This is a genomic window from Halorubellus litoreus (genome assembly GCF_055378595.1).
Genome location: NZ_AP043836.1, coordinates 412,444 through 438,583, shown reverse-complemented (window position 1 = coordinate 438,583; position 26,140 = coordinate 412,444). Strand labels below are relative to the sequence as shown.

The following is a 26,140-nucleotide window of genomic DNA, read 5'->3' as shown; positions in this document are numbered from 1 at the left end:
TGCAGGAGGCCGTCTTCCGTGATATGCCAAGCGACGACCTCCGGAACACCATCGAGCGCGTGGGGGACCGGTTCAACCTCGGTGAGTACGAGATCGACGCGTACCTCACCGTCCTCGAGCACGGCCAGCTCACCGCGAGCGAGATCGCCGACCGAACGGAGATACCGCAACCGCGCGTCTACGACACCGTGCGGTCGCTCTCGGACCGCGGGCTCGTCGAACTCCGCGAGTCCCGCCCGATGAAGATCATCGCGGTCGACCCAGACGACGCGTTCGCGGACGTCACGTCGTCGCTCGACGAGATGATAGACGAGCTCGAAGCTCGGTACACTGCACCTGCTCGCGACACCGAGGCCGTCTCGCTCGTGAAGTCCCGCTCGACCATCCTCCGGTATCTGGAGGAGGTCATCGACGCCGCGGACTACGAGCTCGCGCTCTCGCTCACCCCGGACCTGCTCGACCGGTTCTCGGACCTCCTCAAACAGCGCAATCACGAGGGCGTCAGCATCGAACTCCTCGTCACGCCCGCCGCCGGCGCGCCCGAGTCGGACGAGTTCGACTACGCGGAGGTCGCGACGAACGTCCGCGCGCGCCGCGGCATCACGACGCCCGTCATCGCTGTCGCCGACGGCGAGTACTCGATCTACGCCACTCAGGACGCGCTCCGGGACGACCAGGACCGCTACGGCGTCATCTTCAACCGGTCCGCGCTCGGGTTCCTCGTCTCCGGGTTCTTCGGCACCGTCCTCTGGACGACCGCCGAGGAGCTGTACGCGGACGGCGAGGACCGCCCGTACCCGCGTCGATACGCGAGTATCCGCCGGTGCGTGAAGGACATCGTCGCGGAGGGCGGCGAGTTCTACGCGACCATCGACGGCCGCGACGTCGAGAACGGGACGCCGCGCGTCGTCAGCGGGAAGGTCTCCGACGTGGCGTTCGAGACGACCGAGGAGGTCGCGACGCTCACGCTCACCGACGAGGAGAGGGACGAGACGGTGACCGTCGGCGGGCAGGTCGCCGCGTTCGAGGACGTGGAAGCGCACGAGATCCGCATCGGTCGCGACAGCCCGCCGAAGAATCTGGACTGACTGACTCTGGGAGCGTACGCCGTCCGCCAGGACGGCGTTTCTGGGGTGACTGACTCTGGGAGCGTACGCCGTCCGCCAGGACGGCGTTTCTGGGGTGACTGACTCTGGGAGCGTACGCCGTCCGCCAGGACGGCGTTTCTACGATGTTGACAGGTGGTCGGTTCTGCGGTGACTGACTCTGGGAGCGTACGCCGTCCGCCAGGACGGCGTTTCTACGATGTTGACAGGTGGCCGGTTCTGGGGTGACTGACTCTGGGAGCGTACGCCGTCCGCCAGGACGGCGTTTCTACGATGTTGACAGGTGGCCGGTTCTTCGATGTGGGCTGGCGGTCGGTTCGCTGCGATGGTGTCTTCGTGTGGTCCTTAGTCGGTCGTGAGCCGCGCGCGGAGGCGTGGGAGGAATGGACCGGTGGCGATGCGGTAGCCGAGGAGTGTGGGGATGGCGGCGAGCGTGAGGAAGGCGAGGAAGAGGAGGAGGTCGGTGGTGGTGAGGACGTGCGCGAGCGGGGTGGCGGTGCCGAGGAGGAGGGGGAGTTCGTATGCGACGGGGGCGAGTGCGAGGAGTGCGGCGAGCGCGTAGCACGCGGTGGCGGCGACGTCGCGGCGGGTGGGGCGGGTGTAGAGGATGCCGGCGGTGGCGATGGCGCCGACGGCGAACGCGGGGAGGCGGCCGACGAGGTCGGCGCTCAGCCACGCGAGCACGGTGCCGAGAGCGACCGCGGCGAGGAGGACGAACGCGGTCGTGGCGGCGTCGTGGCCGTCGCCGACGGCGTTCGCGAGGCGGTCGCGGAGTGCGGGTTCGGTCGCCATCAGGCGGCCCTCCTGTCCGCGTCGACGCCGGCAGCGTCCTCGCGGGGTCGCCGGACCGCTTCGCGCGGCGGGGCGGTCTCGGCGTCGGGCATCGATTCGAGCTCGTCGAACGGCGGTTCGGGACCACTCCGCCAGTCGCCGCGCGGCGCCTCGCCGCGGTCGAGTTGCGTGAACTGCTCGAGGAGCACCATCGTCACCCACGGGTCGCCGCCGAGGACGTTCGAGCCGTCCTGGAGGCCCGCCGGCCGGGTCGTCCGAGCGACGTTGTCCTCGAAGACGTTCCCGCCGTCCTCGGGTGCCCCGACGGCGAGGTCCGCGCGCCCCGAGTTCGAGACGTCGTTGTCGCGGAAGACGTTCCCCGTCGGCGGGTAGACGTTCTCGTCGACCATCGGCACCGCGACGATACCGAAGTTCGCGTGGTCGCGGACCGTGTTCCCGACGACCTCGTTATTCGTGCCGCCGGCGACGTTGATGCCGGTGCCGAACGCGGCGTACCCGAACGACTCGTCGGGCGCGTCGGCGTTGTCGTTCGCTTCGACGAGGTTGTTCTCGATGCGCGCGCTGTCCTGCGGTGGGTCGGCTTCGCTGTCCAGCGAGTTCGGGACGATGCCGCCCATGTTCCGCCGGAAGACTGAGTCCTTGACGGTGAGGTAGCCGCCGGCGTTCGTCCCAGAGTACCCGATGGCGTTGTACTCGCTCCGGACGTTCGCGATGATGGCGTGACAGGGCTTACACTGGCCGATGTAGAACCCCGAGTCGGTGTGCCCGGAGGCGTAGGAGTGCTCGTAGCGGCCGTGCTCGCTCGCGATGTTGTATATCCCATAGACCTGGTTGTTGTACGCGGTGAGGTACGACCCGCGCCAGCCGGAGACGCCCGACCAGAAGAACCCGTTCCGGACGTAGTTCCGCGCGGTCACGTTCTCGACGACGACGTCGTCGACGGTCGCGAGCACGCCGTCCTCGCGTTTGAACTCGCCGTCGAGCACGACCTCGTTCCGGTCGGTGCCGCGTATCGTGAGCCGCGGGGTGTCGGTGACCTCGACGGCCTCGTGGTACGTGCCGGGGCCGACGAGGACGAGGTCCTCGGGGTCGGCGGCGTTCACGGCGGCCTGGATGGTGTCGTAGTCGTCGGGGACGCGATGGACGGTGTACTCCTCGTAGGCGCGTGGCTCGCCGCGCTCGGGTTGGGCGGCGGGGAGGTCGTCGTCGTGGCCGTCGCGGGTGGTGCTGCCGGCGAGGGCGCTCCCGACGACCGCGTCGGCGGCGACTGCGGCCGCGCCGAGCGCGCCCGCGCCGCCGACCGCGCGGAGGACGTCGCGTCGTCGCGTCACGCCGACCACTCCGTGCTGGATGGGGACATGTCACGTGATTCGACGCGGTCGGACCTAAATCTAGCCGGTGGAATCGACGGAGACGCCGCGTGGACGGACGCTGACGCCGCCGTTCGTGCCGAGCGCGCGGTCAGCGAACGCGAACGCCGCCCTTCATCCCGAGCGCCTGATGGGGCTCGCAGTAGTACGCGTACGTTCCCGTCTCCTCGAACGTGTGCGAGAACGTCGCGCCCTCGTCGTCGTGGTACTCGCTCGCGAACGCGCCGTCGCGGTCGACGACGTTGTGCCGGCCGCCCCGGCCAGTCCACTCCCAGACGACGGTCGTCCCGACGTCGACCTCGACCGCGAGTGGGTCGAACGCCAGGCCGTCGCTGCCCGCACCGACCGCCACCGCGACCTCGCTCTCGCCGGTGCGGTCGACCGGCCCGTCGTACTCGTCGAGGTCGCCGAGCCAGTCGTCGAGCTCGCCATCGCCGCCGTCCCCACCGCCGCCGCTCAGGCAGCCGGCGAGCGCCGCGGCGGCGGTCCCGGCGGTCGCTGCCAGCAGCGCCCGTCGCCCGCATCGGTTCGTTCGCTCGTCGTCCCCTGCTACCCCGTCGCTCGTCGAGTCGGAGGATTGCACGTTCGGTTTTGTACGAGGGCCGCGTAGTAACCCTTGTGCGTCGTCGTTCGCTGCTCGCCAACTTCGCCCGCACGGCTGGCGTCGCGGCCGCTGCGACCGGGACGGCCGCCACCGCGGGCTGTCTCGGCACGGGGAGCGACGGCTACGAGCCGCCAGCGCGCGTCGAGAACCCACCGCGGGGCGTGTATCGACCGGTCGCGGCACCGCGGCTGCGGACGGTCGGCGTCGCGGACGCGGGCGCGTTCCGGCTCGCGCTCGCGTACGGGCCGCCCGTTCGGTTCTGGGAGGTCGTCGGCGAGCAGACGTACCGTCGCGCGGCCGAACCCGACGACGACGTGCACCTGGTCGCGCTCGCGTGGGACCCCGAGACGGGCGTCGTCCTCCCGGAGGTCGGACTGACGGTCGAGGTGACCCGGGACGGCGACCTCGTCGCACAGGAAGCCGTGTACGCGATGGTGTCGCAGGGGATGGGGTTCCACTACGGCGACAACTTCGCGCTCGACGGCGACGGCGAGTACGCGGCGACGGTCGCCGTCGGCGGCCTCCAGGGGCGACGCACCCGGGCGTTCGCCGACCGCTTCGGCGACCCGGCGAGTCACACGTTCGCGTTCGAGTACGCGCGCACCGACCGGGACGCGCTCGACGTCGTTCGCGCCGACGACCCCGGGACGCGCGGCGCGCTTCCGACGAACCCACCCGCGTCGATGCCCGCCGCAGCCATCCCGGAGGATCCGCCCGGGAGCCGGCTCGGGCGAGCACGGACCGCCGACGTCACGTTCGACGTCCGCGCGCTCACCGGCCGGTCGGCGAGCGAGCGCGTCGACCCGGACGCGGACGCACCCGCGGACGCTGCCTACCTCGCGGTGCTCGCGCACACGCCGTACAACGACCTCGTCCTCCCCGGGATGGGGCTGCGCGCCACCGTCGAACGCGAGGACGGGTCGACGACCGAACGCATCCTCGACCGGACGCTCGACCCCGCACTCGGCTACCACTACGGCGCGAGCGTCGACGGCCTCGCGGCCGCGACTGCGGTCCGCATCGAGACGCTCACGCCACCGCAGGTCGCGCGCCACGAGGGCTACGAGACCGCGTTCCTCGACCTCGACACCGTCCGCGTCACCGCCGACTGACCGCCAGCACCCGCTCCCGACTCGGCGCTGTCGGCACTGTTCGAGTCGTCGAGTCGAACCGAGAGAAGGGGCGCGACGGCGCCTAGAGGCCGATGACGTCGTCGAGTTCGACGTCCTCGACGCGGCCGTCGCAGACGACGCATTCGTCGATGTCTTCAGGCCCCTGTCCGCCTTCCATGTGGAGGTTCCCGCAGTCCGTGCAGACGAGTGGTTCGGCGTCGAGCATGCACGCTGCGTTTCTCGGGACGGATAGTTGATAGTTGGGGACAGATGGGTTGGTGCTCGCGGACGGACGACGGGGCGCGGACGGACGACGGGGACGACGAGCGAACCGTTCCGGCGCACCCGGTCAGTCGTCGAGCGCGCGGAGTTCCTCGTGGAGCGCGGCGGCGAGTTCCTCGAAGCGGTCCCGGGTCAGCGGGTCGGTGGTGACGAAGACGCCGTGGTCGTCGTGGATGACGCGCGTGAGGTACCCGTGGTCGAAGACGCGGATGGTGAACGTGTAGTCGCCGAGTTCGCTGTCGTCGTAGTCGGTCTGCGAGCGGAAGCCGAGGCGTTCGGTGTCGGCGAACCCGGCGACGTCGGCGTCGGGTTCCAGGTCGTCGCGGAGGTAGAGCTGGTCGACGTCGTCGGGCGTGAAGTACGTGACGCTGCGGACGCCGTCGCCGACGACGGCCCTGGTGGTTCGGACGAGCTCGGTCTCGGTCGCGTCGCTGAGCAGGTCGGACGACATACGCGAACCGTCGCCCGGCCGACGGAAGAACCGTGACACAAATTCCCACGGTCTGGGAGCGGTCGGCTGCGGTCCCCGGACGTTACAGCGATTCGACGCCCTCGTCGGTGACGACGGCGTCGACGAGGTCGACGGGCGTGGCGTCGTACGCGGGATTCTCGACGCTGAACCCCTCCGCGGGTTCGCGCATCACCTCGCTCGGCGACCGGAACTCGTTCTCGAACACGAACCCGTCCTCGATGATCTTCGCGTCCGAGCCGACGACGACCACCGGGACGTCCAGGCGCGCGGCGGTCGCAGCGATGGGGAACGTCCCGACGCGATTGTAGAGCGTGTCCCCGACGATGCAGTCCATCCCGACGACGACGAGGTCGCACTCCTCCAGGTAGTACCCGGCCGCCGCGTCCGTGACGAGGTGGGTGTCGATGCGGTCGTACGCGGCGAGCTGGCGCGCGGACTTCCGGCCGAGGTACCGCGGTCGCGCTTCGGTGACGTACGCCTCCAGGTACTTGCCGTCCCGCGTCGCGCTCTCGACCGCCTCCAGCACCGTCGACGAGTAGTCGTGCGTGAGTATCGTCTGGCCGTCCTCGAGGTACGCGGCGGCGTTCTCCGCGGCCGCGTGCTTCCCGGCCTCGATGGTGTCGACGACGCGGTCGATGGCGTCGGCCGTCGCCGCCTTCGCCGCCGCGACGTCACCGGGCTCGGCGTCCTCGACGCCGGCGACGACGTCCGCCATCGCGTTGTGGAGGCTCGCGTGACTCGGGTTCGCGCGCCGCAACGCCTGCGCGTTCCGCTGGAGCGACCGCTCGTACTCCTCGACCGTCGCGAACTCCCTGCCCGTGAGGTCCGCGAGCGCTCGCGCGGCCTTCACCGCGACGACCGACGACGAGTGCGTCTGCATCTCCGCGATCTCTTCGACGGTCTCGTCTATCATGCCAGCACCGTCGCCCACCGACGGCATAGGCCTTTCCACCTCGTCGACACGTGCCCGAGTTTCGCCGGTACCGGCGCGGGCGTCGATTCACCCGAATCCATCGGGGGGTCGATTCACCCGCCGTCGGGGCTTGCGCCCGAACGCGTCGAGGGCTTCGCGATGCGCGCGATGGCGGTGCTCGCGACGACGGCGATCGTTATCTCGAGGCCGCCGGCGACGAGGAACGCGGCGAGGAACCCGTACTCGGCGGTGACGAGGCCGCCGACGAGGAACCCGCTGAGCATCCCGAGGCTCCCGAAGACGTTGAAGCCGCCCATCGCGGACGCGTTTTCGCTGGCGGGGACGACGTCGGTGACGAGCGCCATCGTCGCCGGGGCGACGAACGCGCCGCAGACGCCGACGGCGACGAGGAGCGCGGCGGCGAGCGCGTACGTCGGTGCGAGGCCGACGGCGACGATGGCGACGCCGTACAGGATGGACCCACCGACGACGGGGACGTAGCGGCCGATGCGGTCCGAGAGCGAGCCGACGGGGTACTGGAGTGCGGCGAACGGCAGGAAGAACAGCGCGAGCGTGAGGCCGGCGGTGGCGGCGTCGACGTCGAACGCCTCGCGGACGTACGCGACCCCCGCGAGGGCGAAGAACCCCGCAGTGAGGCGGTCGACGTACCCGAACGCGTACGGCACGAGGAGCGCTGGCCGCGAGCGGACGCGGGTGAGAACGGTGCCGACGGGGAGGCCGCCACCGCCGCCGCGGTCGGGGACGGTCGCCGCGAGCGCGCCCGCGGCGACGAGGACGGCCGCGCCGCCGTAGAGCGGAAGGAGTGGGTCGCGGGCGGCGAGCTGGCCGCCGACGATCGCGCCGAGCGCCGCGCCGAGCCCGATGGCGGTCCCGGCGGCACCCATGTTCCGGCCGTTCCCCCCGGAGAGGTCCATGAGCATCGTGATGGCGAGCGAGAACGCGCCGATGGTGAACGCGCCGCCGACGACGCGGAGCGCGAGCACCACCCCGAACCCGAGGCCGAGCGACGGTGCGAGCGCGACCGCGACGTAGCTCGCGGCACCACCGACGGCGCCGACGACGACGAACGGCACGCGACGTCCGAGCGAGTCGCTGAGGACGCCCCATGCGACCGCGAACGCGACGAACGCCGCGAACTCGGCGACGAGGAACCACGTCGGTGCGAGGATGCCGTCGCCGCCACCGACCGCGGCGACGGTCTCCTCCAGGCCCGGGTAGAGGAACACTTGCGAGACGAGGACGCCCCACACCACGAGCCCGAGTCGGACGCGGTCCAGGCGCGTGCCGCGAGCGCCGCGAGCGCTCTGGACGCCCTCGGATTCCGCGCCGGCGGCCGTTTCGGTCACGAGCGTGCGTACGCGCCGCCGTCCTACGAGGTTGTCGGTCTCCAGTCCCTGCCAGGACCGCCGCGACCGGGACGCGACCATGGCGGTGCATAAATCCGTTCGGCGCCTACGTCGAGTCGAGATGGTCTGGGTCACCTATCGCTGTCCGTACTGCGGGGCCGTCACGGGCGTCGAGCGCGACGCGTACATGAACGACAAGTGCGTGACGCGCGAACCGCTCGACGGCTGGACGTACGCGGACGCGACGGACGACGTCGAGGCCGCCGACGGCATCCGGTTCGTCTGCCTCGGCGACGGCGCCCGCGACCGGGACGCGGAGGACGCCACGCCGGCAGCGGGCGCGACGCCCTCGGGCGAGGGCGGCGCGAACGACCCGCGCCCCGACGAGGACGGCTGCGGGCGGACGTTCTACCTCAACTACGTGAAGTACGCCGACGGGACCGAGGTCGACCACCGGACGCCCGACATCGACCGGCCGCGGTTCGACTTCTCGCCCTGAACGGTCGGCGTCTCCGACGTCCGGCCAGCACACCTACTCGAGGAACAGTCGGACGTCGTCCGCGAGCTCGCCGTCCTGGTCCGGTGGGACGGCGTCGACCCACCTGAGCGTGGCGTCGCCGTCCACGTCGATGGCCGCGGTCGGCGACGCGTCCTCGGCGTCGACGCGCGCCGGGAAGACGACGTCGAACGTGTCCACGCGACGGGCGTCCTCGGGGTCGTCGACCGTGAACCCGACGTGCCGGATGCGTGCCGGATGGCCGAGCGCGAGCGGCACGCCGAGCAGGTCCCCGAGGTCGCGGCGCGCGGTCGCCGCCCAGTCCCCGCCGGACGGGACCGTCGTCGCCGGGAGCGTCCACCCGTGCACGCCGTCGTCGTGACAGCACACGCGCCCGTCGCCGTCAGTGACCCCGACGACGGCGTGACTGTTCACCTGGTCGCGAATCCCGTCGAAGCGCTCCGCGTCGACCGCGTGACTCCGGTCGCGCCAGTCGACCGCGTCGTCGTTCAAGAGGCGCCCCGGGTCCGAAAGCGAATCCATACCTGCCTCTCGGAGCGCGCCACTGAAGAATCCGCCGTGACGACGCCCGGACGACTCCCGGCACTGCCGCCAACGATGCCCGGGACGGGACCCACCGACGCCCAGCGCGTCACCCGACGAACCCAAGTCCCCGCCAGCCCTGGAGTGGGGTATGCGCGACGACGTGCTCGACGAGCAGCGAGAACTGGTGGCACTCCTCGAAGACCGCGGGTGGGACGTCACGGAAGCGGAGGTGTCCGTGTACGAGTCGCCGTGGGAGGACGGTGACGCCCCGGAGGCGACGGTCACGCTCACCGCACGCAAACCGTTCGGCGACCACGGCGACGGCGACGACGACGGCGACGACGAGAACCCGTTCCGCGTGAAGTGACCGCGATACCGCCGGCGTCGCCGGCGGTCCAGCGACCGGCCGCGACCGCGAGCGCGTGAACGCTCGGCGCGTTCAGGGGCGTTCCCGGTGCCGCGAGGCGGCGGTTTATGCAGGTCGCCACCCTATGGGCGGGTATGCCTATGAAACAGTCGGGGCCAGCCGACGCCTACGAGGTCGTTCGCGAGGACGACGACGGGTTCGGCTGGATCGCGTACCCCGGGGAGGAGATGCAGCGAGCGAGTCACGCGTTCCGGACGGCCGACGGCGTGTACGTCATCGACCCGGTCGACATCGACGACCTCGACGACCACCTCGCGGCGCTCGGCGACGTCGCCGGCGTCGTCCTCACGCTCGACCGCCACGAACGCGACTGTGCGGCGGTCGCGCGCCGCCACGACGTCCCCGTGTACGTCCCCGAGTTCTTCGGGAAGACGAGTCTGGACGCGGAGACGAAACCGCTCCGGGGCGTCCTCGACCGGTTCGACGTCATCCCGGTCGTGAACTGGCCGTTCTGGAACGAGATCGCGCTCTGGGACGACGAATCCGGCGAGCTCTGGGTGAGCGAAGCCGTCGGTACCGTCGACTACTACACGACCGGCGACGAGGAACTCGGCGTCCACCCGATGCTGCGAGCGGTCCCACCCCGGAAGAAGCTCGGTGACCTCTCCCCTGGCGAACTCTACTGCGCGCACGGCGCCGGCATCACGAGCGGTGCGACGCGCGCCCTCCAGGACGCCCTCTCGGGCTCCCGGAAACGCATGTTCGGACTGTACGCGAAGACCCTGAAGAGCGCACTCTCCTGACGACCGCGACGCGCTCCGTGCCGTCTCAGGCGGGGAACGCGACGTAGAGCACGCCGCCGCCGACGATGGCGAGCGAGCCGAGCGCGACGCAGACGAGCCAGAACGAGACGCGTTCGACGACGCGCATGAGGGCGTCGATGGTGAGGTACCCGACGACGCCCGCGACGACGAGCGCGAGCAGCGTCGGCGCGAGCGCGACGCCCGGCAGCCCGCCCTGCTGGACGACCTCCAGCGCCCCAGCGGAGAGGCCCGCGGGCACCGAGAGGAGGAACGAGAGCCGGAACGCGTTCTCGCCGTCGTGCCCGCGGAACAGGAGCGCGCTCGCGGTCGTCCCCGACCGCGACACGCCCGGGAGGATCGCCAGGCCCTGCATCGCGCCGACGAACACCGCGTCGACCGCGTCCGGGTCGCGCTCCCCGGCGTCCAACTCGGGGCTCGCGTACCGCTGGAGGACGCCCGTGAGGACGAGGAGGACGCCGACGAGCGCGACGAACGCCCCGCCCGCGAGCTCGCTCACGACCGCCTCCAGGGTCGCGTACGCCGCGATACCGACCACGCCCGATACCGCCATCGCACCGACGAGGTACGTGAGGACGGCGTGCTCGTCGAACGCGGACGCCGGCCGCCACTCGAGCGCGTTCCCGAGCACATCGCGGAACTCCTCGTGGTAGTACGCCGTCGCCGCTATCGCCGTCGGCACGTGCAAGAACAGCGCGTACCCGACCGCGTCCTCCGGCGACCGGCCGAGCGCCCGGAGCGCGATCGCGACGTTCCCCTCGCTCGATATCGGTAGCCACTCGAAGACACCCTGCACGAGCCCGACGAGGAACGCCACCACGAACTCTCCGGCCATACCACGGCGTCGCCGCGGCGACTACATAGCCCCCACGGTTCCAGGCGGACACCCGACGGCCTTAGGGGCCGTCGCCTCGTACGACGACGCGTGATATACGCGACCCGCGGGCTCCTCGAGGTGCTTTGCGAGTTCGCCGAAGACGCAGAACCGAACTCCGTCACCGCCGCCCTGGCGACGACAGCAGCCGGCGACCTCGACGGCGACGTCGGCGACGCGGACCCCGAGACGCCAGTCTTCACCGACTTCTACCTGCCCCAGACCGGTGACAGCATCACGGCGGTCTTCGGCATGGACCTCTCGACGCCCTCCGCGCAGACACAGGGCCGATTCGTCTCCCACCCCGGCGGGAACCCCGAGATATCCATCGAGGACGACCTGCACGCGACCGTCTTCGTCGCCGTGCCACCGTGGACGCCCGAGAACGTCGCCGTCTACGACCGGTGGAGCAACCAAGAGGAACTCGTCGTCGTCGACGCCGAACCACCAGCCGCTGACCTCTCTCGCTAGTCGTCGGCGCGGCTGGCGTCTCGAGTCCCGTCGGTCGTTGCGTCGCCCGTAGTCGCGGCGCCGCGTTCCTGTCGCGCTTCGACCGTCGTGGTCTCGGCGTCGGTCTTCCTCACGACCACGTCGCCGAGGACGAGCACGTCCAGGCCCATCCCGAAGAAGTCCTTGAGGGCGTCCGTTGGTGTCGTCACGATCGGTTCCGCGTGATCGTTGAACGACGTATTCAGGAGGACCGGCACGCCCGTGATGTCAGCGAACTCCGCGATGAGGCGGTGATATCGCGGATTCTGGTCTTCGTTCACGGTCTGCGGGCGCGTCGAGTCGTCGGCGGGATGCAGGACGGCTTCGAGTTCGTCGCGCTTGCGCGGCTCGACGTCGAACGCCTGGATCATGAACGGCGCGGGCTCGCCGTCGACGAGGTACTCGGCGGCGGCAGCCTCGAGCATCGACGGCGCGAACGGCCGCCACTCCTCGCGATGCTTCACGAACCGGTTGACGCGGTCGCGCGACTCGGCGGTCCGCGGGTCAGCGAGGATGCTCCGGTTCCCGAGCGCGCGCGGCCCGAGTTCGAGGCGACCATTGAACCACCCGACGAGGTCGCCGTCGGCGAGGCGTTCGGCGACGACGCGCTCGACGTCGTCCGGTTCGCTGTACGCGATCTTGTTCGACTCCAGGAGGTCGCGGACCGTCCCCGTGTCGTACTCGGGGCCGAAGTAGACGGATTCGAGCTCGGGCACCGACTGCGGGGACTGGTCGAGGAGGCCGGCGCCGACGGCGAGGCCGGCGTCGTGCGCGACCGGCTGGACGAAGACGTCGTCGACCGCGTCGGATTCGCGGACGCGCTTGTTGAGCTTGCAGTTCAACGCGACGCCGCCCGCGAGTGCGACGTTCCCGGTGTCGAGCGCGCCGAGGGACGACTCGGTGATGTCGAGGACGGTCTCCTCGAGGAGCTTCTGGGCGGTGTATGCGAGGTCCTTCTCCCACTGCGTGAACTCGCCCGGCTCCTGGTTTCGCTCGCGACCGAACGCCTCCTCGAGCCGGCGGACGCCGTAACCAGTCCCCCAGCGGCGCGTCAGTTCCGTCACGTCGTAGTCGACGCCGACGTCGACGAGCGACCGGAGCGTCCGCTCGATCTCCTCGTTCTCGCGTCCGTACGGCGCCAACCCCATCACTTTCCCTTCGCCGTTGAACATCCGATAGCCGAGGTACTCGGTGACGACCGCGAAGAACAACCCGAGGCTGTTCGGGTGCTCGTACGTGCGAACGCGCTCCAGGGCGTTCGCGCCTGCCGTCTCGACCCCGGTTCCGGTAGCGGTGCCGCGCCAGACGACCGTCGAGTCGTACTCGCCCTTCGCGTCGACCGTGAGGACGAGCGCGTCCTCGAACCCCGACGGGTGGAACGCGCTCGCCGCGTGACACGCGTGATGCGAACGCGTCTCGATCGGGGGGACCGCGTCACCCAACTCCTCGAGCCTGGCTTCGACGCGATGCGTCGGGAAGAACCGGCTCTCCACCTGCGTCTTCGCGACCTCCTCGAGCGCCCTGGCGGTCCGGAGGGCGCCGTCCGCGCGGACGGCGTCGCGCACGTAGTGTTCGAGGATCTCCGACCGGAGGCTCGGATCGTACGGGAGGAGCACGCGGTCGACGTCCGAGAGCGCGAGGTTCCGATGATCGAGACACGACTCGATCGCGCGCTCGGGGAACGTCCCGACCGCGTGCTTCTGGCGCGTGAGACGCTCCTCCTCGACGGCGTACTCGAGGCGGCCGTCTTCGAAGAGCGCGGCGCTCGGGTCGTGCTGTCCGTACAGGCCGATCGCGGGCTTGAACGCGAGGTCGTAGCGTGCCATCGTGATCAGTGCTCGTTGTCCGGAGCGTTCGTCGTGTGCACGTACACCCAGACGGCGTCGCCGTCCTGGAGCTGGTACGACGCCGGGTCGACCGGGTTCGTCCGCTGCCTGACGAGGACCTGGGTCTCCGACGCTGTCTCGCGATACGTGCCGTCGAACGAGTCGTTCGCGTCGTACGTGACGACGTGCTTCCCGCCGCTCGCTTGCTCGTACTCGATGTCCGGGAGTGCGTCGAGCGCGTCCGCGAGCGTCGTCGCCTCGCCGGTATCGTACCACGTGGACGGCTGGTCGTCGTCGCGGAACTCGAACCCTGATGCGTTCCCGTCGGTCGCGCCGGCCTCGTACTCGAGACGCCGATTGTTGACGTCCACGAACAACTTCCCGGTGCGTGCGTCACCGCTCCCTTCTGACTCGGTCGACGTTGCAGTGGTCGTTCCACCGGAACCACCACTACCGCCGTCGGTCCGGACGCTAACCCAGAAATTGTCGTCGTGCTGGACCTCGTACGTCGTCGGGTCGACGGAATCAGTCCCCCGGTGGATGGAGATGCTGGTGCCAGCTCTGGACGCATCGTACGTCGTCCCGTCGTACGTGATGACGTGCGACCCGCCCGCGGTGTCGTACCCGATCCCGGGGAGGAGGTTCAGCGCCCGCTCGAACGTGACGACCTGCTTCTCGTTGCTCCACTCGTTCGGCCCGTGCGCCGCCGTCCCATGGAAGTGGAAGTACACCGTCTCCGGGCGTTCGTCCTCGATCGAATCGAGGTAGTACTTCGACTGGTCGAAGTTCACGAAGTCGCCGTCGACCTCGAAGAACAGGCGACCGTGCCAGTGGTCCTGCTTGTACCCCGGGCCTTCCTCCTCGGTCTCGGTAGCCTCGGACTCGGTACTCGTCTCCGCGTCAGTCGTCGTCTCCGCGCCGGTCGTCGTGCTCGCGGGCGTGGTCGTCGCGGCATCGGTTCGCGACCCGGTCCCTGTCGTCGTGTTCTCGGCGTCGTCGCCGAACCCGAGACAGCCAGCGAGCCCAACGATCGCACCGGTCCCGAGCAGCACGCGCCGACGCGACGTCGCATCGTCTCGGAGGTCAGTCACTTCGTCCTGGTGGTCAGTCACTGTACGTCGACGTCGGGACGCCGGAGTGGTAAACCGTCCAACGCGTTCGCACGCGCTGCGAACGCCCCGGATACTGCGGGGCGCCTTACTACCACCACCTCAGCGGACGTCATTCCATCCACGAACTCGACCTTAGTCTGCTCGTAAACAAGGGCCTCCCACTGGTAGCCGACAGTAGCAGTGGCCGAAATCGAGAGCATCGACGACCGCATCCTCGACGCACTCAGCGACGACGTCGGGAAGCGCATCCTCACCATGACCGATCGACGCGCGATGTCCGCGCACTCCCTCGAAGAGCACTGCGAGGCGTCGCTCGCCACCATCTACCGCCGCATCGAGGAACTCCTCGACCTCGGGTTACTCCGCGAGCAGACGTGCGTGCAATCCGACGGCAACCACTATCGGCAGTTCGAGTCGAACCTCGAACACCTCGCCGTCACGCTCGACGACGGCGACCTCCACGTCGACGTCGACCGACGCGACGACGCACCCGACCACTTCCGGACCATCTGGGACGCGATGCAACGGGGGCTGGACTGATGTTCGTCGGCCTTCTCGCCGCGAAAGTCGTCATCGTCGCCCTCGGCATCTTCGTCGCATTCCAGGGCTACCGCGCCGCCAGGCGAGAGCGAAGCCAACGGATGCTCGTCGTCGCAGGCGGATTCGCATTCCTCAGCATCGGCTCCGTCCTCGAAGGCATCTGTTACGAACTCCTGCAGATGTCCACGCTCCTCGCCGGCATCGTCCAGACGTGCACCGTCGGTCTCGGCATGACGCTCATCGTCGCCTCCCTGTTCGTCCCCGCCGCCGCGAGCACCTCGAGCACCGACCCGATCGACGATCCACAGCGCGGCGAGTGACGACCGCCGCGGTCGCCCAGCCGTCGAGTTCGCGGCCGGAGGCTCGACCGTCGAGACTACTCGACGGTAACGCTCTTCGCGAGGTTCCGTGGTTTGTCGATGGCGCGCCCGAGTTCGTTCGCGACGTGGTACGCGAACAGCTGGAGGCCGACGTTCGCGACGAGCGGTTCGAGGGCGCCGAGGTCCGGGATCGGGATCTCGACGTCGAGGTAGTTCGCGGCGGCGTCGTACGACGAGAACCCGATCACTGGCGCGCCCCGGGATTCGACCTCCTTGACGTTGTTCAGGGTTTCCTTCGGGCGCGCGCCCTCGGTGAGGACGGTGAGGACGGGCGTGTCCTCGGTGACGAGCGCGAGCGTTCCGTGCTTCAGTTCGCCCGACGGGAAGCCTTCGGCGTGCACGTACGCGATCTCCTTGAGCTTCAGCGCGCCCTCGAGTGCGACGGCAGCGCCGAGCTTGCGGCCGACGAAGAAGTACGCGTCCTCGTCGACGTACTCGCTCGCAACCGCCTCCAAGCGCTCTGACGCGTCCAAGAGCTGTTGGACGGCGCCCGGGAGCCCGCGGAGGTTCTCGAGGAGGTTGCTCGCGCGTTCCGAGGAGAGCGCACCCCGCCGCCGCCCGATATGGACCGTCAGGAGACTGAGCGCGGTGACCTGCGCGGCGAACGTCTTCGTCGCCGCGACACCTATCTCGGGGCCAGCGCGGATGTAGAGCGCGTCGTCGGCCTCCCTCGCTGCGGTGGACCCAACGGTGTTCGTCACCGCGAGCGTCCGCGCCCCCGCCTTCGCCGCCTTCCGCATCGCCGACAGCGTGTCCGCGGTCTCCCCGGACTGCGTGACGGCGACGACGAGCGTCTCCCACGGGTCGCGCCCGCCCGTGAACTCGTACTCGCTCGCGACCTCCACGGTCACGCGGACGTCCGCGAACTCCTCGAGGAGTCGACGCGCGTACAGGCCGGCGTGATAACTCGTCCCGCACGCGACGAGCTGGATCTCCTCGACGTCCGCGAGAACCTCCGACGAGAGGTCGACGTCGAGGTCGACGTCGCCCGCGACCTCGTCCACGCGCCCGGAGAGCGTCTGCCTGAGCGCCCCCGGCTGCTCGTGGATCTCCTTGAGCATGTAGTGGTCGTACCCGCCTTTCTCCGCGGCTTCGGCCTCCCAGTCGACGGTCTTCGTCTCCCGGTCGACCCACGCGCCGTCGTGCCGGACGTCGACCGCGTCGCCGGTGACCCGGGCCACGTCGCCGTCCGCGAGGTACGCGACCTCGCGCGTGTGCTCGACGAACGCCGTCACGTCGCTCGCGACGAAGTTCGCGCCCTCGCCGAGCCCGAGCACGAGCGGGCTGTCCTGACGCGCGACCACCAGCTCCTCGCGGCCCGCGACCGTCACCGCGACCGCGTAACTCCCCTCGAGTCGCGAGACGACCGCCTCGACCGCCGCGACGAGGTCGACGTCACCGAACCCGCCCGCGGCGCCCGCGGTCCGATACGCGGCAGCGTCCTCGGCCGTCGACCCGTCGCCGTCGGCCGAAGTCTCCGCGCCCGCGGACTCGCCGTCCTCGTCGACGCGGCCGCCGTCGGTCGCGGTCTCGCGTCGTGCCGCGAGCTCGGCCTCCAGGAGGTGCGGGACGACCTCGGTGTCGGTCTCGCTCGAGAACGCGTGCCCGGCCGCCTCCAGTTCGGCGCGGAGTGCGTCGTAGTTCTCGACGATACCGTTGTGGACGACCGCCACGTCCCCCGTGCAGTCCGTGTGCGGGTGGGCGTTCGCGTCCGTCGGTTTCCCGTGCGTACTCCAGCGCGTGTGCCCGACCCCACACGTCGCCGGATGCGCGTTCGGGAGGTCGAGGTCGTCGATGACGCCCTGCTGCTTGTGGACCGCGACCGCGTCGTCCTCGACGAGCGCGACGCCCGCCGAATCGTACCCGCGGTACTCGAGGTTCCGGAGGCCGTCCACGAGCACCGGGAGCGCCCGGCCGCCCCCGGTCGGCGTGCCAGCGTCGCACCCGCCGTCTGCGCGTTCCCCGTCGCCGCGTTCGTCGTCGCGGCCATTCTCTCCGCCTTCGTTCGAGACGTACCCGATGATGCCACACATGCGTTATCCCCTCCTGACCTCGGTGTCGCTCGGAACGCGTCCGGATACTGTACACCCTGCTTGGACGGTCGAACCGTCCCCGAGGACGACCCCTGCTTCGACGGTCGTCCCACCGCCAACGGTGGCGTTGTCGCCGACGACCGCCCCGAACTGCACGCCCTCGTAGAGCTCGCCGTCGACGAGTACGTCCGACTTCCCGCCGACGATCGTCGCGTTCGCGCCGACGTGCGCGTTCTCCGCGACGACCGCGTCCCGGACGACCGCGCCGTCCTCGACGACCGCGTCCGCGAGCACGACCGCGTTCGACAGCACCGCGTTCGCACCTATCGTGACGTTCTCGCCGAGCGAACACCCGCGGCGGAGCGTCGCGTTCGCGTCGACGGACGTCCCCGCGCCGACGTGCACGGGGTCCGCGACCGACGCGGTCTTCGCGACGTCGCCGTCGCGCGTGCTCCCGTCGCGGTCGAGGACGTGCCCCGTGACGCGCGTGACGTCCCAGAGGTGCGAGACGTCCTCCCAGAGTCCGCCGTAGCGCACCGCAGGCACCCCGCCGTCGTCGACGAACCCCGCGAGCGTGTCCGTGATCCCTCGCTCGCCCGTCTCGCCGGCAGGGGTCTCCCGTATCGCGTCGAAGATCGACCGTTCGAAGCCGTAGACGCCCGCGTTGATGAGTTCCGACGCTGCCTCGCGCGGCTTCTCTTCGATGTCGACGACGCGGTCCCCGTCGAGGTCCACGACGCCGTACGCCCCGGGGTCAACCGAGCGCGTCACCGTCATCACCGGCCCGCCGTCGCGCTCCAAGCGGTCTCGGACGCTCGTGACCGCCGACGGCTCGATGATGCGGTCGCCGTTCAGCACGACGAACGCGTCGTCGACCGCGCCCTCGGCCTGTGCGATGGCGTGCGCGGTCCCGAGTTGCTTCTCCTGGACGACGTACTCGAGGTCGATATCCCAGTCGTCGCCGTCCTCGAAGTGCGTCTGGATGCGGTCGCGGGCGTACCCGACGACGAGCACGACCTCGTCGATACCCGCGTCCGCGACCGACTCCAAGACGTACTCCAGGAGCGGCTTCCCCGCGATCGGGAGCATCGGCTTCGGGCGGCGGTTCGTCAACGGCTTCAACCGGCGGCCCTCGCCCGCGGCGAGCACGACCGCCTTCACAGTTTCTCACCTCGGTCGCGCGTCACGCTCTCGCCGGGTTTCGTCGTCGCGCCGACGCCGAGTTTCACGCCCGCGTTCACGCTCGCGTTGATGCCGGTCTTCACGCCGTCCGCGGCGACGACGCCGAGTTTCCGCCGGCCGGTGTCGACGCGTTCGCCTTTGACGCCCATGCGGACGTTCGCGTCGTCGTGCCGGAGGTTCGCGACCTGCGTCCCAGCACCGAAGTTCACGTCCCGGCCGAGGACCGAATCGCCGACGTACGACAGGTGCGGGACCGTCGCCCCGTCCATGAGTATCGAGTTCTTCACCTCGACGGACGTCCCGGCCGTCGCGCCCGGCATGAGGACCGTCGACCCGCGGACGTACGCGTTCGGGCCGACGGACGCCCCGGCCTTCACGACGACCGGGCCCTCGACCACGCTCCCCGTCCGTATCGTCGCGCCCTCCTCCACCACGACGGGACCCTCGACGGTCGCGCCGTCCTCGACGGTCCCGCGAACGTCGCGTTCGAGGTCCGCGAGCAGGACCTCCTGGGCGTCCAGGAGCTCCCAGGGACGACCGACGTCGAGCCAGTCGCCGTCGTGCTCGACCACGCGGAAGTCCTTCCCCGCGTCGAGCATCCGCTCTATCGTCTCCGTGATCTCGTACTCGCCGCGCTCGGACAGCCCGGTCTCCTCGATGAACGCGAACACGCTCGGGTCGAACGCGTACAGGCCGAGGTTCGCGAGCGTCGACGGCGGGTCCGCCGGCTTCTCGACGATACCCGTCGCATACCCATCGGTGACGTCCACGACGCCGTAGTTCCGCGGGTCCGCGACGTGCATCGTCGCGATCGCGTTCTCGCCGTCGGCAGCCGCCCCGGCGAGCGCCGCAACGAGGTTCTCGTCCACGACGACGTCGCCGTTCAGCGCGACGAACGGCTCGTCCACCACGCCCGCAGCACGCCCGATGGCGTGCGCCGTCCCCAACTGCTCGCCCTGCTCGACGTACTCCACCGGGAGTCCGGCGTACTCGTCGCCGAAGTGCTCGCGTATCGCCTCGGCCTCGTACCCGACGACGACCACGAACCCGTCCACGTACGGCGCACACGCATCCAGCACGCGCTCCACCATCGGCACGCCCGCCACCGGCAGCATCGGCTTCGGGCGACTGTGCGTCAACGGCCGCATCCGCGTGCCCTCGCCCGCCGCAACGACGACCGCCTTCACGCGGAACGCACCTCCAGCATGGATTGCGACCGAACTAGCAGTAGGGACCAACCGGCTTCGTTCATACGTCCACATCCGACCGCCGGCACAAAAGTCACACCCTTGCTTGTGGCCGCAGCGCCACGCTCGCCTGTGAATTCGAATCCACTCGCACCCGTGAGCAGCGGACCGGACTCAGTCGGACCAAGGCGTTCGCTCAGCGGACGCGAACCAGCTCCGATCGCACGCACGACTAGTCCGCCGTCTCCACGAGCTCTTCGCTCGCCGGGTCGAGTTCGCCGCGAAGCAACGCTTCGGCGCGGTCGCGGTCCTCGGGGTACCCGACGTCCACGCGCCAGCCGTTCAATCGAAGTGCGTCGATGGTGCGGCCGCTCCGGATGAGGAGGTCGATCGCGTCACTGATCTCGTACTCCCCACGATCGGAGGGCATCACGAGCCGGCACGCGTCGAAGATAGCGGGCGTGAACGTGTAGAACCCCGTCATGACGAGGTTGCTCGGCGGGTCAGCGGGTTTCTCGATGACGTCCGTGATCTCGCCGTACTTGTTCGTGTCGCAGACGCCGTACCGCGACGCCTCCTCCCAGGGGACCTCCTCGACGAGGAACGCCGCGTCCGCACGCGACTCCTGATGGCGGTTCACGACGTCCGCGAGGTTCGCCTGGAAGATGTTGTCACCGAGCATCAGCATGAAGTCCCCGTCGACGTACGGTTCCGCACAGAGCAACGCGTGCGCGATGCCCTTCGGCTCCGATTGCTCGGTGTACGTAATCGGGACGCCCTCGTACGCGTCGCCGTAGAACTCGCGTATCTGGTCGCCGCGATGCCCGATGACCGTCACGAACTCCTCGGCGCCGAGCTCCCCGAGCTTGTCGAAGCAATGCGACAGGATCGGTCGGTCGTTCACCTCCACGAGCGCCTTCGGTTTCGTCGCGGTCAACGGACGCAATCTGGTACCCTTCCCCGCCGCAAGCACGACAGCCTTCATACCTCACGCAAGCCCGCGTCGGGTCATTACTACACGCAGGCTACCGGTCGCCGAACCGTCGGCGCGCGGTGGTAGGACCGCCATAACTACCCGACTACTCCGGGTCAACACGCGTATGCAAGTAAGCGTCGTCGGGAGCGGGTACGTCGGCACGACCATCGCGGCCTGCCTCGCCGACCTCGGCCACGACGTCGTCGCCGTCGACATCGACCAGGCCGTCGTCGACGCCATCAACGCCGGCGACTCGCCCATCCACGAACCCGGGCTCGACGAACGCATCGCGGAACACGCCGGCGGCCGCCTCCGCGCGACCACCGACTACGGCGTGCTCCCCGACACCGACCTGACGTTCCTCGCCATCCAGACGCCCTCCAACGCCGACGGCAGCATCGACACCAGCGCGCTCGAAGCCGCCAGCGAGATGACCGGCGAGGCACTCGCCGGACGGCCCGAAGACGGTGGCAGTCAGGTCGTCGACGAGCACGTCGTCGTCGTCAAGAGCACCGTCCTCCCCGACGTCGTCGACGCTCGGCTGGCACCACGCATCAAAGCGCACGCCGGCGACCGCGTCTCCGTCGCCGCCAACCCCGAGTTCCAGCGCGAAGGCAGCGCCGTCGCCGACTTCCTCGCCCCCGACAAACTCGTGTTCGGGACCGCCCCCGGCGACGAACGCGCACTCGACGCCCTCCACGAGTGCTACGCCCCGCTCCTCGAAGCGCGCGCCGCCGACGGCCACGACGTCCCCATCGTCGAGACCGACGTCCCCACCGCGATGATGGTCAAGTACGCGAACAACGCCTTCCTCGCCGCCAAAGTCAGCCTCATCAACGACCTCGGGAACGTCTGCAAGACCTACGGCATCGACACCTACGAGGTCGCCGACGCCATCGGGCTCGACGACCGCATCGGCGCGAAGTTCCTCCGCAGCGGCCTCGGCTGGGGCGGCAGCTGCTTCCCCAAAGACGTCGCTGCCATCGTCCACGCCGCCAGAGAACACGGGTACGAGCCCAGGATGCTCCAGGCCGCCATCGACGTCAACGACCACCAACCCGAACGCATGCTCGAACTGTTGGAGAAACACGTCGACGTCGACGGCGCGCGCGTCGCAGTGCTCGGATTAGCGTTCAAACCCGGGACCGACGACGTCCGGAACTCCCGCGCCATCCCCGTCATCGACGGCCTCCAAGAACGCGGCGCCGACGTCGTCGCCTACGACCCCGTCGCGACCGAGAACATGCGCGAACACTTCCCCGACCTCGAATACGCCGACTCGGCTGCCAGCGCGCTCCACGGCGCCGACGCCGCCCTCGTCACCACCGACTGGGACGAGTTCCAAGCCCTCGACGACGAATTCGACGCGATGCATTCGAAGGTCATCGTCGACGGCCGACGCGTCATCGAGCCACAGGACGACCTCACGTACGACGGACTGACCTGGTAACCCTCACCCACCGTCGTCTCATGTGAAACGACCAACGGTGAGGTTACGCGGGGTCGAAAGTCGTGACGAACCCTCCACCGGGCGCCATTTCGACGGTAAAGGTATCACCTGCCTCGACAGTCGATTCGGAGACGACGTAGGATTCCCGATTCGAGCGATAGGTCGAACCCACGGCATCCGACAGCGTCCTCGCGGTGTACTGCGAGTCCCCGAGAAATCCGAGAGCCAATTCCAGAGTCACTCCGCCATCGCTCGCGAGCCCACCGACGTACCAGCTCTGCCCACAGCGTCGGGCAACGACGACATGTGAACCGAAGGCTGCGTCTAGCACACGCCGTTCGTCCCAGTGTAACGGCGAGATCCGCTGCAGGAACGCCTCGATTGCCGGTTCAGATCGATACACTTCCGGGATGTCTGGGAGATGTAACAAACCGGTATCGATGGTCAAACAGCGAGCTAGCTGCGCACAGACAGTAGACAAGACCGGTCCACCTATCGCGTCCCGCTCGGTCGCATCCGAGAGGTCTACGAGCCCAGGGGTCGCATCGAGCGGCCCGCCGAGCATGTTCACGAATGGAAGTGCAACGTGGTAACTCGGCTTTGCGTATGTCTCAGGTTGCCCGTCCGCGAGCGACTGCACGAACTCCCGGGTCATGAGGTGCGGATACGTCCGTCGGAGACCAGTTGGCTTGAACGCTTCGTGGACGTTGTAGAGCAGTTCGTGGTCTGCGGCGACCTCCAAAAACCCCCGGAGGCGGCGAACGTTCCCGTTACCGCTTCCTCCGAGGAATCCGTGCTTCACGCCCGCCACTCCCCATCGCGAGTAGGTCTCGAAGATCGCTTCGACGTCATTCTCACGGAGCGCGAGATCGTTCACATACAGGAGCAACCCCACACCCTGCTTGTCGGCGTACGTCGAGAGGGATGAGATATCGATAGACTGCACAGGGACGGTCGGGTCGGCGGTAGGATCCGACTCATCCCCATACCAGCCTGCGTCGACGAGGGTATACGAGAACCCATTCGAAGCGGCGTGGTCCACGAGGCGACGAAGTGACGGCATGTCCAATCCATAGGTGAAGCCGTCGACAGTCGCTCCTCTAGCGCGCCAATCCCAGGTCGCTATCCCCGGTTCAATCCACGAACTATCCGTGATTCGACACGGCTCGTTGAGATTACGAACGACTTCGTTCTCGAGTAGCCCATCCAGCGAGTTCGCAGTGAGGAATACGCGCCATGGCGACGTATAGATGCCCGACACCTCAGAGGGTTCCCCCAGTGAGGCTCGTAATCTTCCGTCGCTCGCCCCCTCGAAACGCAGTTCCGAATGCGATAGCGCTGCCTCGTGTACAGTCACGAACCGTTGAGACGTCTCGGTATCACCGATGCGCGCTGTCAGGGGCGTCGCCGCACCTCCGACAGACGGAACCCGGACTGACTCCTCGAGCCGTGTCCCGAGCGGTGACGGATACCAGATTCGAACCTCCTCATCGGGGAATCCCACAGTCGTCTCGTCGCTCACTACCGTCCGCCGTTCAGGTCCAGTCGATACTGGCACCTCGTATCGAACACCGACGCCATCGTCGAACACACGGAACCGAGCCTTCGGCGTCGTCGACGTGGGCGACGAAAACGCGAGGCTTACTTCCTCGAAGTCATCACGGACGACGGATTGAGCGCCTCTCACTGGACTCCAAGAACGTCGTACCGACCGACGTGTCACCTCGAACGCGGACGCACAATCATCGAACGGCTGCTGCGTCTCGAACGTAACTCCCAAGGTTCCACCATCGATGGTCTGCTTACCTTGGATTGACACAGCGAACGTTGGCGTCCCATCGGCAACGCGAACGTCCACACGAACATCCTTCTCGGGGGAGTCGCATTGGACGGACTTCACGTAGCCCTCTGTCTCCGACCTTTTGGTGGTCTCTCTCGTCCGACTGCTCGAATCGCCGCGCGTGACCGATTGGCGCTTGGTCGAACTATCCGTCGTGTTGCAACCCGCGGTGAACGACGCTACTGCAGTCGTCGCCGTAGCGGCCGACAGCAACCGCCTCCTCGACCATCGCCTTTCGTTTGTACCTCCGTCCACTCTTTCATGGGTGACGGTGGCGACATACAAGAACTCTTCTCACCGAACCACTGCGGGCCACACGATATAGACACGCCACAGCAGGAAGGGACGGGTGCGGGCACGCATCACTGGACTCACGTGAGGCAGTCTGGAGACACTGTATCGGCTCTCATCGTAGCTCGAAAACAGCACGCTTATGCTCCAGTATTAGAAGCACTCATCCGGATATCTATGCTCGACGGACGTCTTCGGCGCGTCGCGCTCGGATTCTCATTGCTGGCTGTTCTGGGGCTCCTTGCAGGAGTATTCCCGTATCCACACTACATCTTCGGGACGGTTGCACTACTCGCGGTCAACGCGTACATAATGTCCCGGTTCAGTATCGTTAGCATCCCTTCGTTCGTGAGTGTCTTCCTGACGTATCCTGCACTCGTCCCGTTCATTACGCGGTACGTGTACCGTGCCGAGCACATCTCGCTTTATTATCCGTCAGTCGAGAGCACAGCGCTCGCTAGTAAAATCGTCTGGCTCGTCGTGGGCCTCCTCTCCTTCTACGCGCTCACCTTGGTGTACGTGAACGAGCGAACGGACCTTGGAATCGGATATCTCAACCGTTTCGATTACACCGTCGAGTTCGACTGGGTGTCGTTCGTCGTCATGGCAAGTACCTTCCTGGGCTCTGCTTACCTGCTCGCACCGGGGCCAACCGTGTTCACGATACAGTACAGCGAACAGGCGTCACACATGCCATCCTGGGCCACGTTCGCACCGAATCTATTCAAAGGGGCGTGGGTCGTCATGTTCCTGTTGACACTCCGTGAGAAATGGACCCAGAAGTACTGGGCCTTCCTCGTAGTCAGTCTCCTCGGCACCGGGTGGTTGATGCTTCACGGCCGGCGGGTCGAAAGCATTGGAATCGTCGCACTCGTCTTCCTGGATCTCACCCGGAACTACTACAATCTCGAGGACTTCGATCTCATCAAGTCTGCAAAAGGGGTACTACTTTCGGCCACGTTTGGACTCTACGTCTTCCTGCTGTTCCTGATTGGACGGATACGGAACTGGATTGCGCCGCTTCTCGAGCAGCGCAACCGGGCAGAACCTCGCGGAACGACCGAACAGACCACCACCCAGGAGGCCACGACGACGACTGAACCAACCACTACGATGACGACAACTGCTGAAACAACGGAACCAGTGACGACGGTTTCACCGGACATCGTCTCCACGCTCCAGTACGGCGATGGCTACGTCGGAGTTCCTGGCGGCGCACACAGTTTCTACGGGACGATCCGCGCGACCGTCCATCTCTTTGATAACGAACACGACCCCTTGTACGGTCAGACGTTCCTCAATTACGTCCTTCAGGCGATTCCGACGCCACTTCAGCGACTCGTCGGCTACACTCCACCGCGGACGTACTCCGAGTTCCTCGCCACACAGTACAACTACAACGGTGGGAACTACTTCATGAACGTCTATTATGCGAACTTCAAGTTCCTCGGCGTGGTTCTGTGTGCTATCGTTCTCGCGTTCCTCTCCCTTTATATGATGCGGGTACTCACTGGTGAGGAGCATGGACCGACGCTCAGCACTGGAATCGGGGCCATCCTGTTTATTCCACTTGTCAGGGTCCTCTGGTACACGCAATTGAACTGGGTGGACTCCATCCAGGGATTCGTTCTCGCCGGATTCATCTATCTGGGCGCAAGAGCAATCACAGAGCGACTCGGCCTGCAGTCAGTTGCGTCGGAGTGACCACCGAC

At 68.1% G+C, this 26,140-nt stretch carries 26 protein-coding genes; 10 read left to right on the top strand and 16 right to left on the bottom strand.

The features are described 5' to 3' along the window. Positions 1–23 precede the first annotated feature (23 nt). Positions 24–1,088: an HTH-type sugar sensing transcriptional regulator TrmB gene (trmB, locus tag ACZ48X_RS06570; protein ID WP_336349908.1), complete on the top strand. Its 1,065-nt coding sequence runs from the start codon at positions 24–26 to the stop codon at positions 1,086–1,088. Positions 1,089–1,451: 363 nt separating this feature from the next. Here trmB and ACZ48X_RS06565 read toward each other — a convergent pair whose 3' ends face one another. The 3 genes from ACZ48X_RS06565 to ACZ48X_RS06555 form a co-directional block, all read right to left on the bottom strand. Next, positions 1,452–1,898, bottom strand: coding sequence for a hypothetical protein (locus tag ACZ48X_RS06565; protein ID WP_336349909.1), 447 nt, complete (start codon positions 1,896–1,898; stop codon positions 1,452–1,454). Then, positions 1,898–3,229 (bottom strand): right-handed parallel beta-helix repeat-containing protein, encoded by a 1,332-nt coding sequence (locus tag ACZ48X_RS06560; protein ID WP_336349910.1) that lies wholly within the window; start codon positions 3,227–3,229, stop codon positions 1,898–1,900. Before ACZ48X_RS06560 ends, ACZ48X_RS06565 begins: the two co-directional genes overlap by 1 nt. 130 nt (positions 3,230–3,359) lie before the next feature. After that, positions 3,360–3,851, bottom strand: coding sequence for a halocyanin domain-containing protein (locus ACZ48X_RS06555; protein ID WP_336349911.1), 492 nt, complete (start codon positions 3,849–3,851; stop codon positions 3,360–3,362). Between the two features lie 35 nt (positions 3,852–3,886). Between ACZ48X_RS06555 and ACZ48X_RS06550 the strand changes: the two genes are divergently transcribed. Continuing rightward, complete coding sequence (locus tag ACZ48X_RS06550) at positions 3,887–4,984, top strand: DUF7350 domain-containing protein (protein ID WP_336349912.1); 1,098 nt, start codon at positions 3,887–3,889, stop codon at positions 4,982–4,984. Between the two features lie 82 nt (positions 4,985–5,066). Here ACZ48X_RS06550 and ACZ48X_RS06545 read toward each other — a convergent pair whose 3' ends face one another. The 4 genes from ACZ48X_RS06545 to ACZ48X_RS06530 all read right to left on the bottom strand — a co-directional run bounded on the left by ACZ48X_RS06545 (position 5,067) and on the right by ACZ48X_RS06530 (position 8,099). Beyond that, positions 5,067–5,210 carry a hypothetical protein gene (locus tag ACZ48X_RS06545; RefSeq protein WP_336349913.1) on the bottom strand — a complete coding sequence of 48 codons (144 nt, stop codon included), beginning with the start codon at positions 5,208–5,210 and terminating at the stop codon, positions 5,067–5,069. Between the two features lie 123 nt (positions 5,211–5,333). Further along, entirely contained in the window at positions 5,334–5,717 is a 384-nt protein-coding gene (locus ACZ48X_RS06540) for a DUF7522 family protein (protein WP_336349914.1), read from the bottom strand. A gap of 82 nt (positions 5,718–5,799) precedes the next feature. Next, on the bottom strand, positions 5,800–6,651 hold the full coding sequence (locus tag ACZ48X_RS06535) for an eIF2B alpha/beta/delta subunit family protein (RefSeq protein WP_336349915.1): 852 nt from the start codon (positions 6,649–6,651) through the stop codon (positions 5,800–5,802). Positions 6,652–6,764: 113 nt separating this feature from the next. After that, complete coding sequence (locus ACZ48X_RS06530; protein ID WP_336349916.1) at positions 6,765–8,099, bottom strand: MFS transporter; 1,335 nt, start codon at positions 8,097–8,099, stop codon at positions 6,765–6,767. 40 nt (positions 8,100–8,139) lie between these two features. Here ACZ48X_RS06530 and ACZ48X_RS06525 point away from each other — a divergent pair, with 40 nt between their 5' ends. Then, positions 8,140–8,517, top strand: coding sequence for a hypothetical protein (locus ACZ48X_RS06525; protein ID WP_336349917.1), 378 nt, complete (start codon positions 8,140–8,142; stop codon positions 8,515–8,517). A 33-nt stretch (positions 8,518–8,550) separates the two neighbouring features. Here the strand turns inward: ACZ48X_RS06525 and ACZ48X_RS06520 are convergent, their stop codons facing one another. Next, positions 8,551–9,057 (bottom strand): hypothetical protein, encoded by a 507-nt coding sequence (locus tag ACZ48X_RS06520; RefSeq protein ID WP_336349918.1) that lies wholly within the window; start codon positions 9,055–9,057, stop codon positions 8,551–8,553. Between the two features lie 151 nt (positions 9,058–9,208). Between ACZ48X_RS06520 and ACZ48X_RS06515 the strand changes: the two genes are divergently transcribed. Continuing rightward, positions 9,209–9,427: a hypothetical protein gene (locus tag ACZ48X_RS06515; protein WP_336349919.1), complete on the top strand. Its 219-nt coding sequence runs from the start codon at positions 9,209–9,211 to the stop codon at positions 9,425–9,427. Between the two features lie 134 nt (positions 9,428–9,561). Beyond that, a complete protein-coding gene (locus tag ACZ48X_RS06510) occupies positions 9,562–10,230 on the top strand; it encodes a hypothetical protein (RefSeq protein ID WP_336349920.1) in 669 nt (222 codons plus the stop codon). A gap of 25 nt (positions 10,231–10,255) precedes the next feature. Here ACZ48X_RS06510 and ACZ48X_RS06505 read toward each other — a convergent pair whose 3' ends face one another. Then, complete coding sequence (locus ACZ48X_RS06505; RefSeq protein ID WP_336349921.1) at positions 10,256–11,083, bottom strand: undecaprenyl-diphosphate phosphatase; 828 nt, start codon at positions 11,081–11,083, stop codon at positions 10,256–10,258. 90 nt (positions 11,084–11,173) lie between these two features. On the opposite strand from ACZ48X_RS06505, the gene ACZ48X_RS06500 reads away from it, so the two are divergent. Beyond that, positions 11,174–11,593 (top strand): hypothetical protein, encoded by a 420-nt coding sequence (locus tag ACZ48X_RS06500; RefSeq protein ID WP_336349922.1) that lies wholly within the window; start codon positions 11,174–11,176, stop codon positions 11,591–11,593. Here ACZ48X_RS06500 and ACZ48X_RS06495 read toward each other — a convergent pair. Both ACZ48X_RS06495 and ACZ48X_RS06490 read right to left on the bottom strand, forming a co-directional pair. Continuing rightward, entirely contained in the window at positions 11,590–13,437 is a 1,848-nt protein-coding gene (locus ACZ48X_RS06495) for a carbamoyltransferase family protein (RefSeq protein ID WP_336349923.1), read from the bottom strand. The genes ACZ48X_RS06500 and ACZ48X_RS06495 overlap by 4 nt on opposite strands. A 5-nt stretch (positions 13,438–13,442) precedes the next feature. Beyond that, positions 13,443–14,549 carry a hypothetical protein gene (locus tag ACZ48X_RS06490; RefSeq protein WP_336349924.1) on the bottom strand — a complete coding sequence of 369 codons (1,107 nt, stop codon included), beginning with the start codon at positions 14,547–14,549 and terminating at the stop codon, positions 13,443–13,445. A gap of 180 nt (positions 14,550–14,729) precedes the next feature. Here ACZ48X_RS06490 and ACZ48X_RS06485 point away from each other — a divergent pair, with 180 nt between their 5' ends. Beyond that, entirely contained in the window at positions 14,730–15,089 is a 360-nt protein-coding gene (locus tag ACZ48X_RS06485; protein WP_336349925.1) for an ArsR/SmtB family transcription factor, read from the top strand. Continuing rightward, complete coding sequence (locus ACZ48X_RS06480) at positions 15,089–15,409, top strand: DUF7521 family protein (RefSeq protein ID WP_336349926.1); 321 nt, start codon at positions 15,089–15,091, stop codon at positions 15,407–15,409. Before ACZ48X_RS06485 ends, ACZ48X_RS06480 begins: the two co-directional genes overlap by 1 nt. A 56-nt stretch (positions 15,410–15,465) precedes the next feature. On the opposite strand, the gene glmS is transcribed toward ACZ48X_RS06480, so the two are convergent. The 4 genes from glmS to aglF form a co-directional block, all read right to left on the bottom strand. Next, positions 15,466–17,502 (bottom strand): glutamine--fructose-6-phosphate transaminase (isomerizing), encoded by a 2,037-nt coding sequence (gene glmS, locus ACZ48X_RS06475; protein ID WP_336349927.1) that lies wholly within the window; start codon positions 17,500–17,502, stop codon positions 15,466–15,468. A 3-nt stretch (positions 17,503–17,505) separates the two neighbouring features. Next, positions 17,506–18,663: a sugar phosphate nucleotidyltransferase gene (locus ACZ48X_RS06470; protein ID WP_336349928.1), complete on the bottom strand. Its 1,158-nt coding sequence runs from the start codon at positions 18,661–18,663 to the stop codon at positions 17,506–17,508. Next, entirely contained in the window at positions 18,660–19,871 is a 1,212-nt protein-coding gene (glmU, locus tag ACZ48X_RS06465) for a bifunctional sugar-1-phosphate nucleotidylyltransferase/acetyltransferase (RefSeq protein ID WP_336349929.1), read from the bottom strand. The genes ACZ48X_RS06470 and glmU overlap by 4 nt, the downstream gene beginning before the upstream one ends. Before the next feature lie 232 nt (positions 19,872–20,103). After that, on the bottom strand, positions 20,104–20,856 hold the full coding sequence (gene aglF, locus ACZ48X_RS06460) for a UTP--glucose-1-phosphate uridylyltransferase AglF (protein ID WP_336349930.1): 753 nt from the start codon (positions 20,854–20,856) through the stop codon (positions 20,104–20,106). Positions 20,857–20,971: 115 nt separating this feature from the next. Between aglF and aglM the strand changes: the two genes are divergently transcribed. Then, complete coding sequence (gene aglM, locus ACZ48X_RS06455) at positions 20,972–22,297, top strand: UDP-glucose 6-dehydrogenase AglM (protein ID WP_336349931.1); 1,326 nt, start codon at positions 20,972–20,974, stop codon at positions 22,295–22,297. A gap of 43 nt (positions 22,298–22,340) precedes the next feature. Here the strand turns inward: aglM and ACZ48X_RS06450 are convergent, their stop codons facing one another. Beyond that, on the bottom strand, positions 22,341–24,197 hold the full coding sequence (locus ACZ48X_RS06450; RefSeq protein WP_464379837.1) for a glycoside hydrolase family 97 protein: 1,857 nt from the start codon (positions 24,195–24,197) through the stop codon (positions 22,341–22,343). A gap of 201 nt (positions 24,198–24,398) precedes the next feature. Here ACZ48X_RS06450 and ACZ48X_RS06445 point away from each other — a divergent pair, with 201 nt between their 5' ends. Next, complete coding sequence (locus tag ACZ48X_RS06445) at positions 24,399–26,132, top strand: hypothetical protein (RefSeq protein ID WP_336349933.1); 1,734 nt, start codon at positions 24,399–24,401, stop codon at positions 26,130–26,132. The last annotated feature ends 8 nt before the right edge of the window (positions 26,133–26,140 follow it).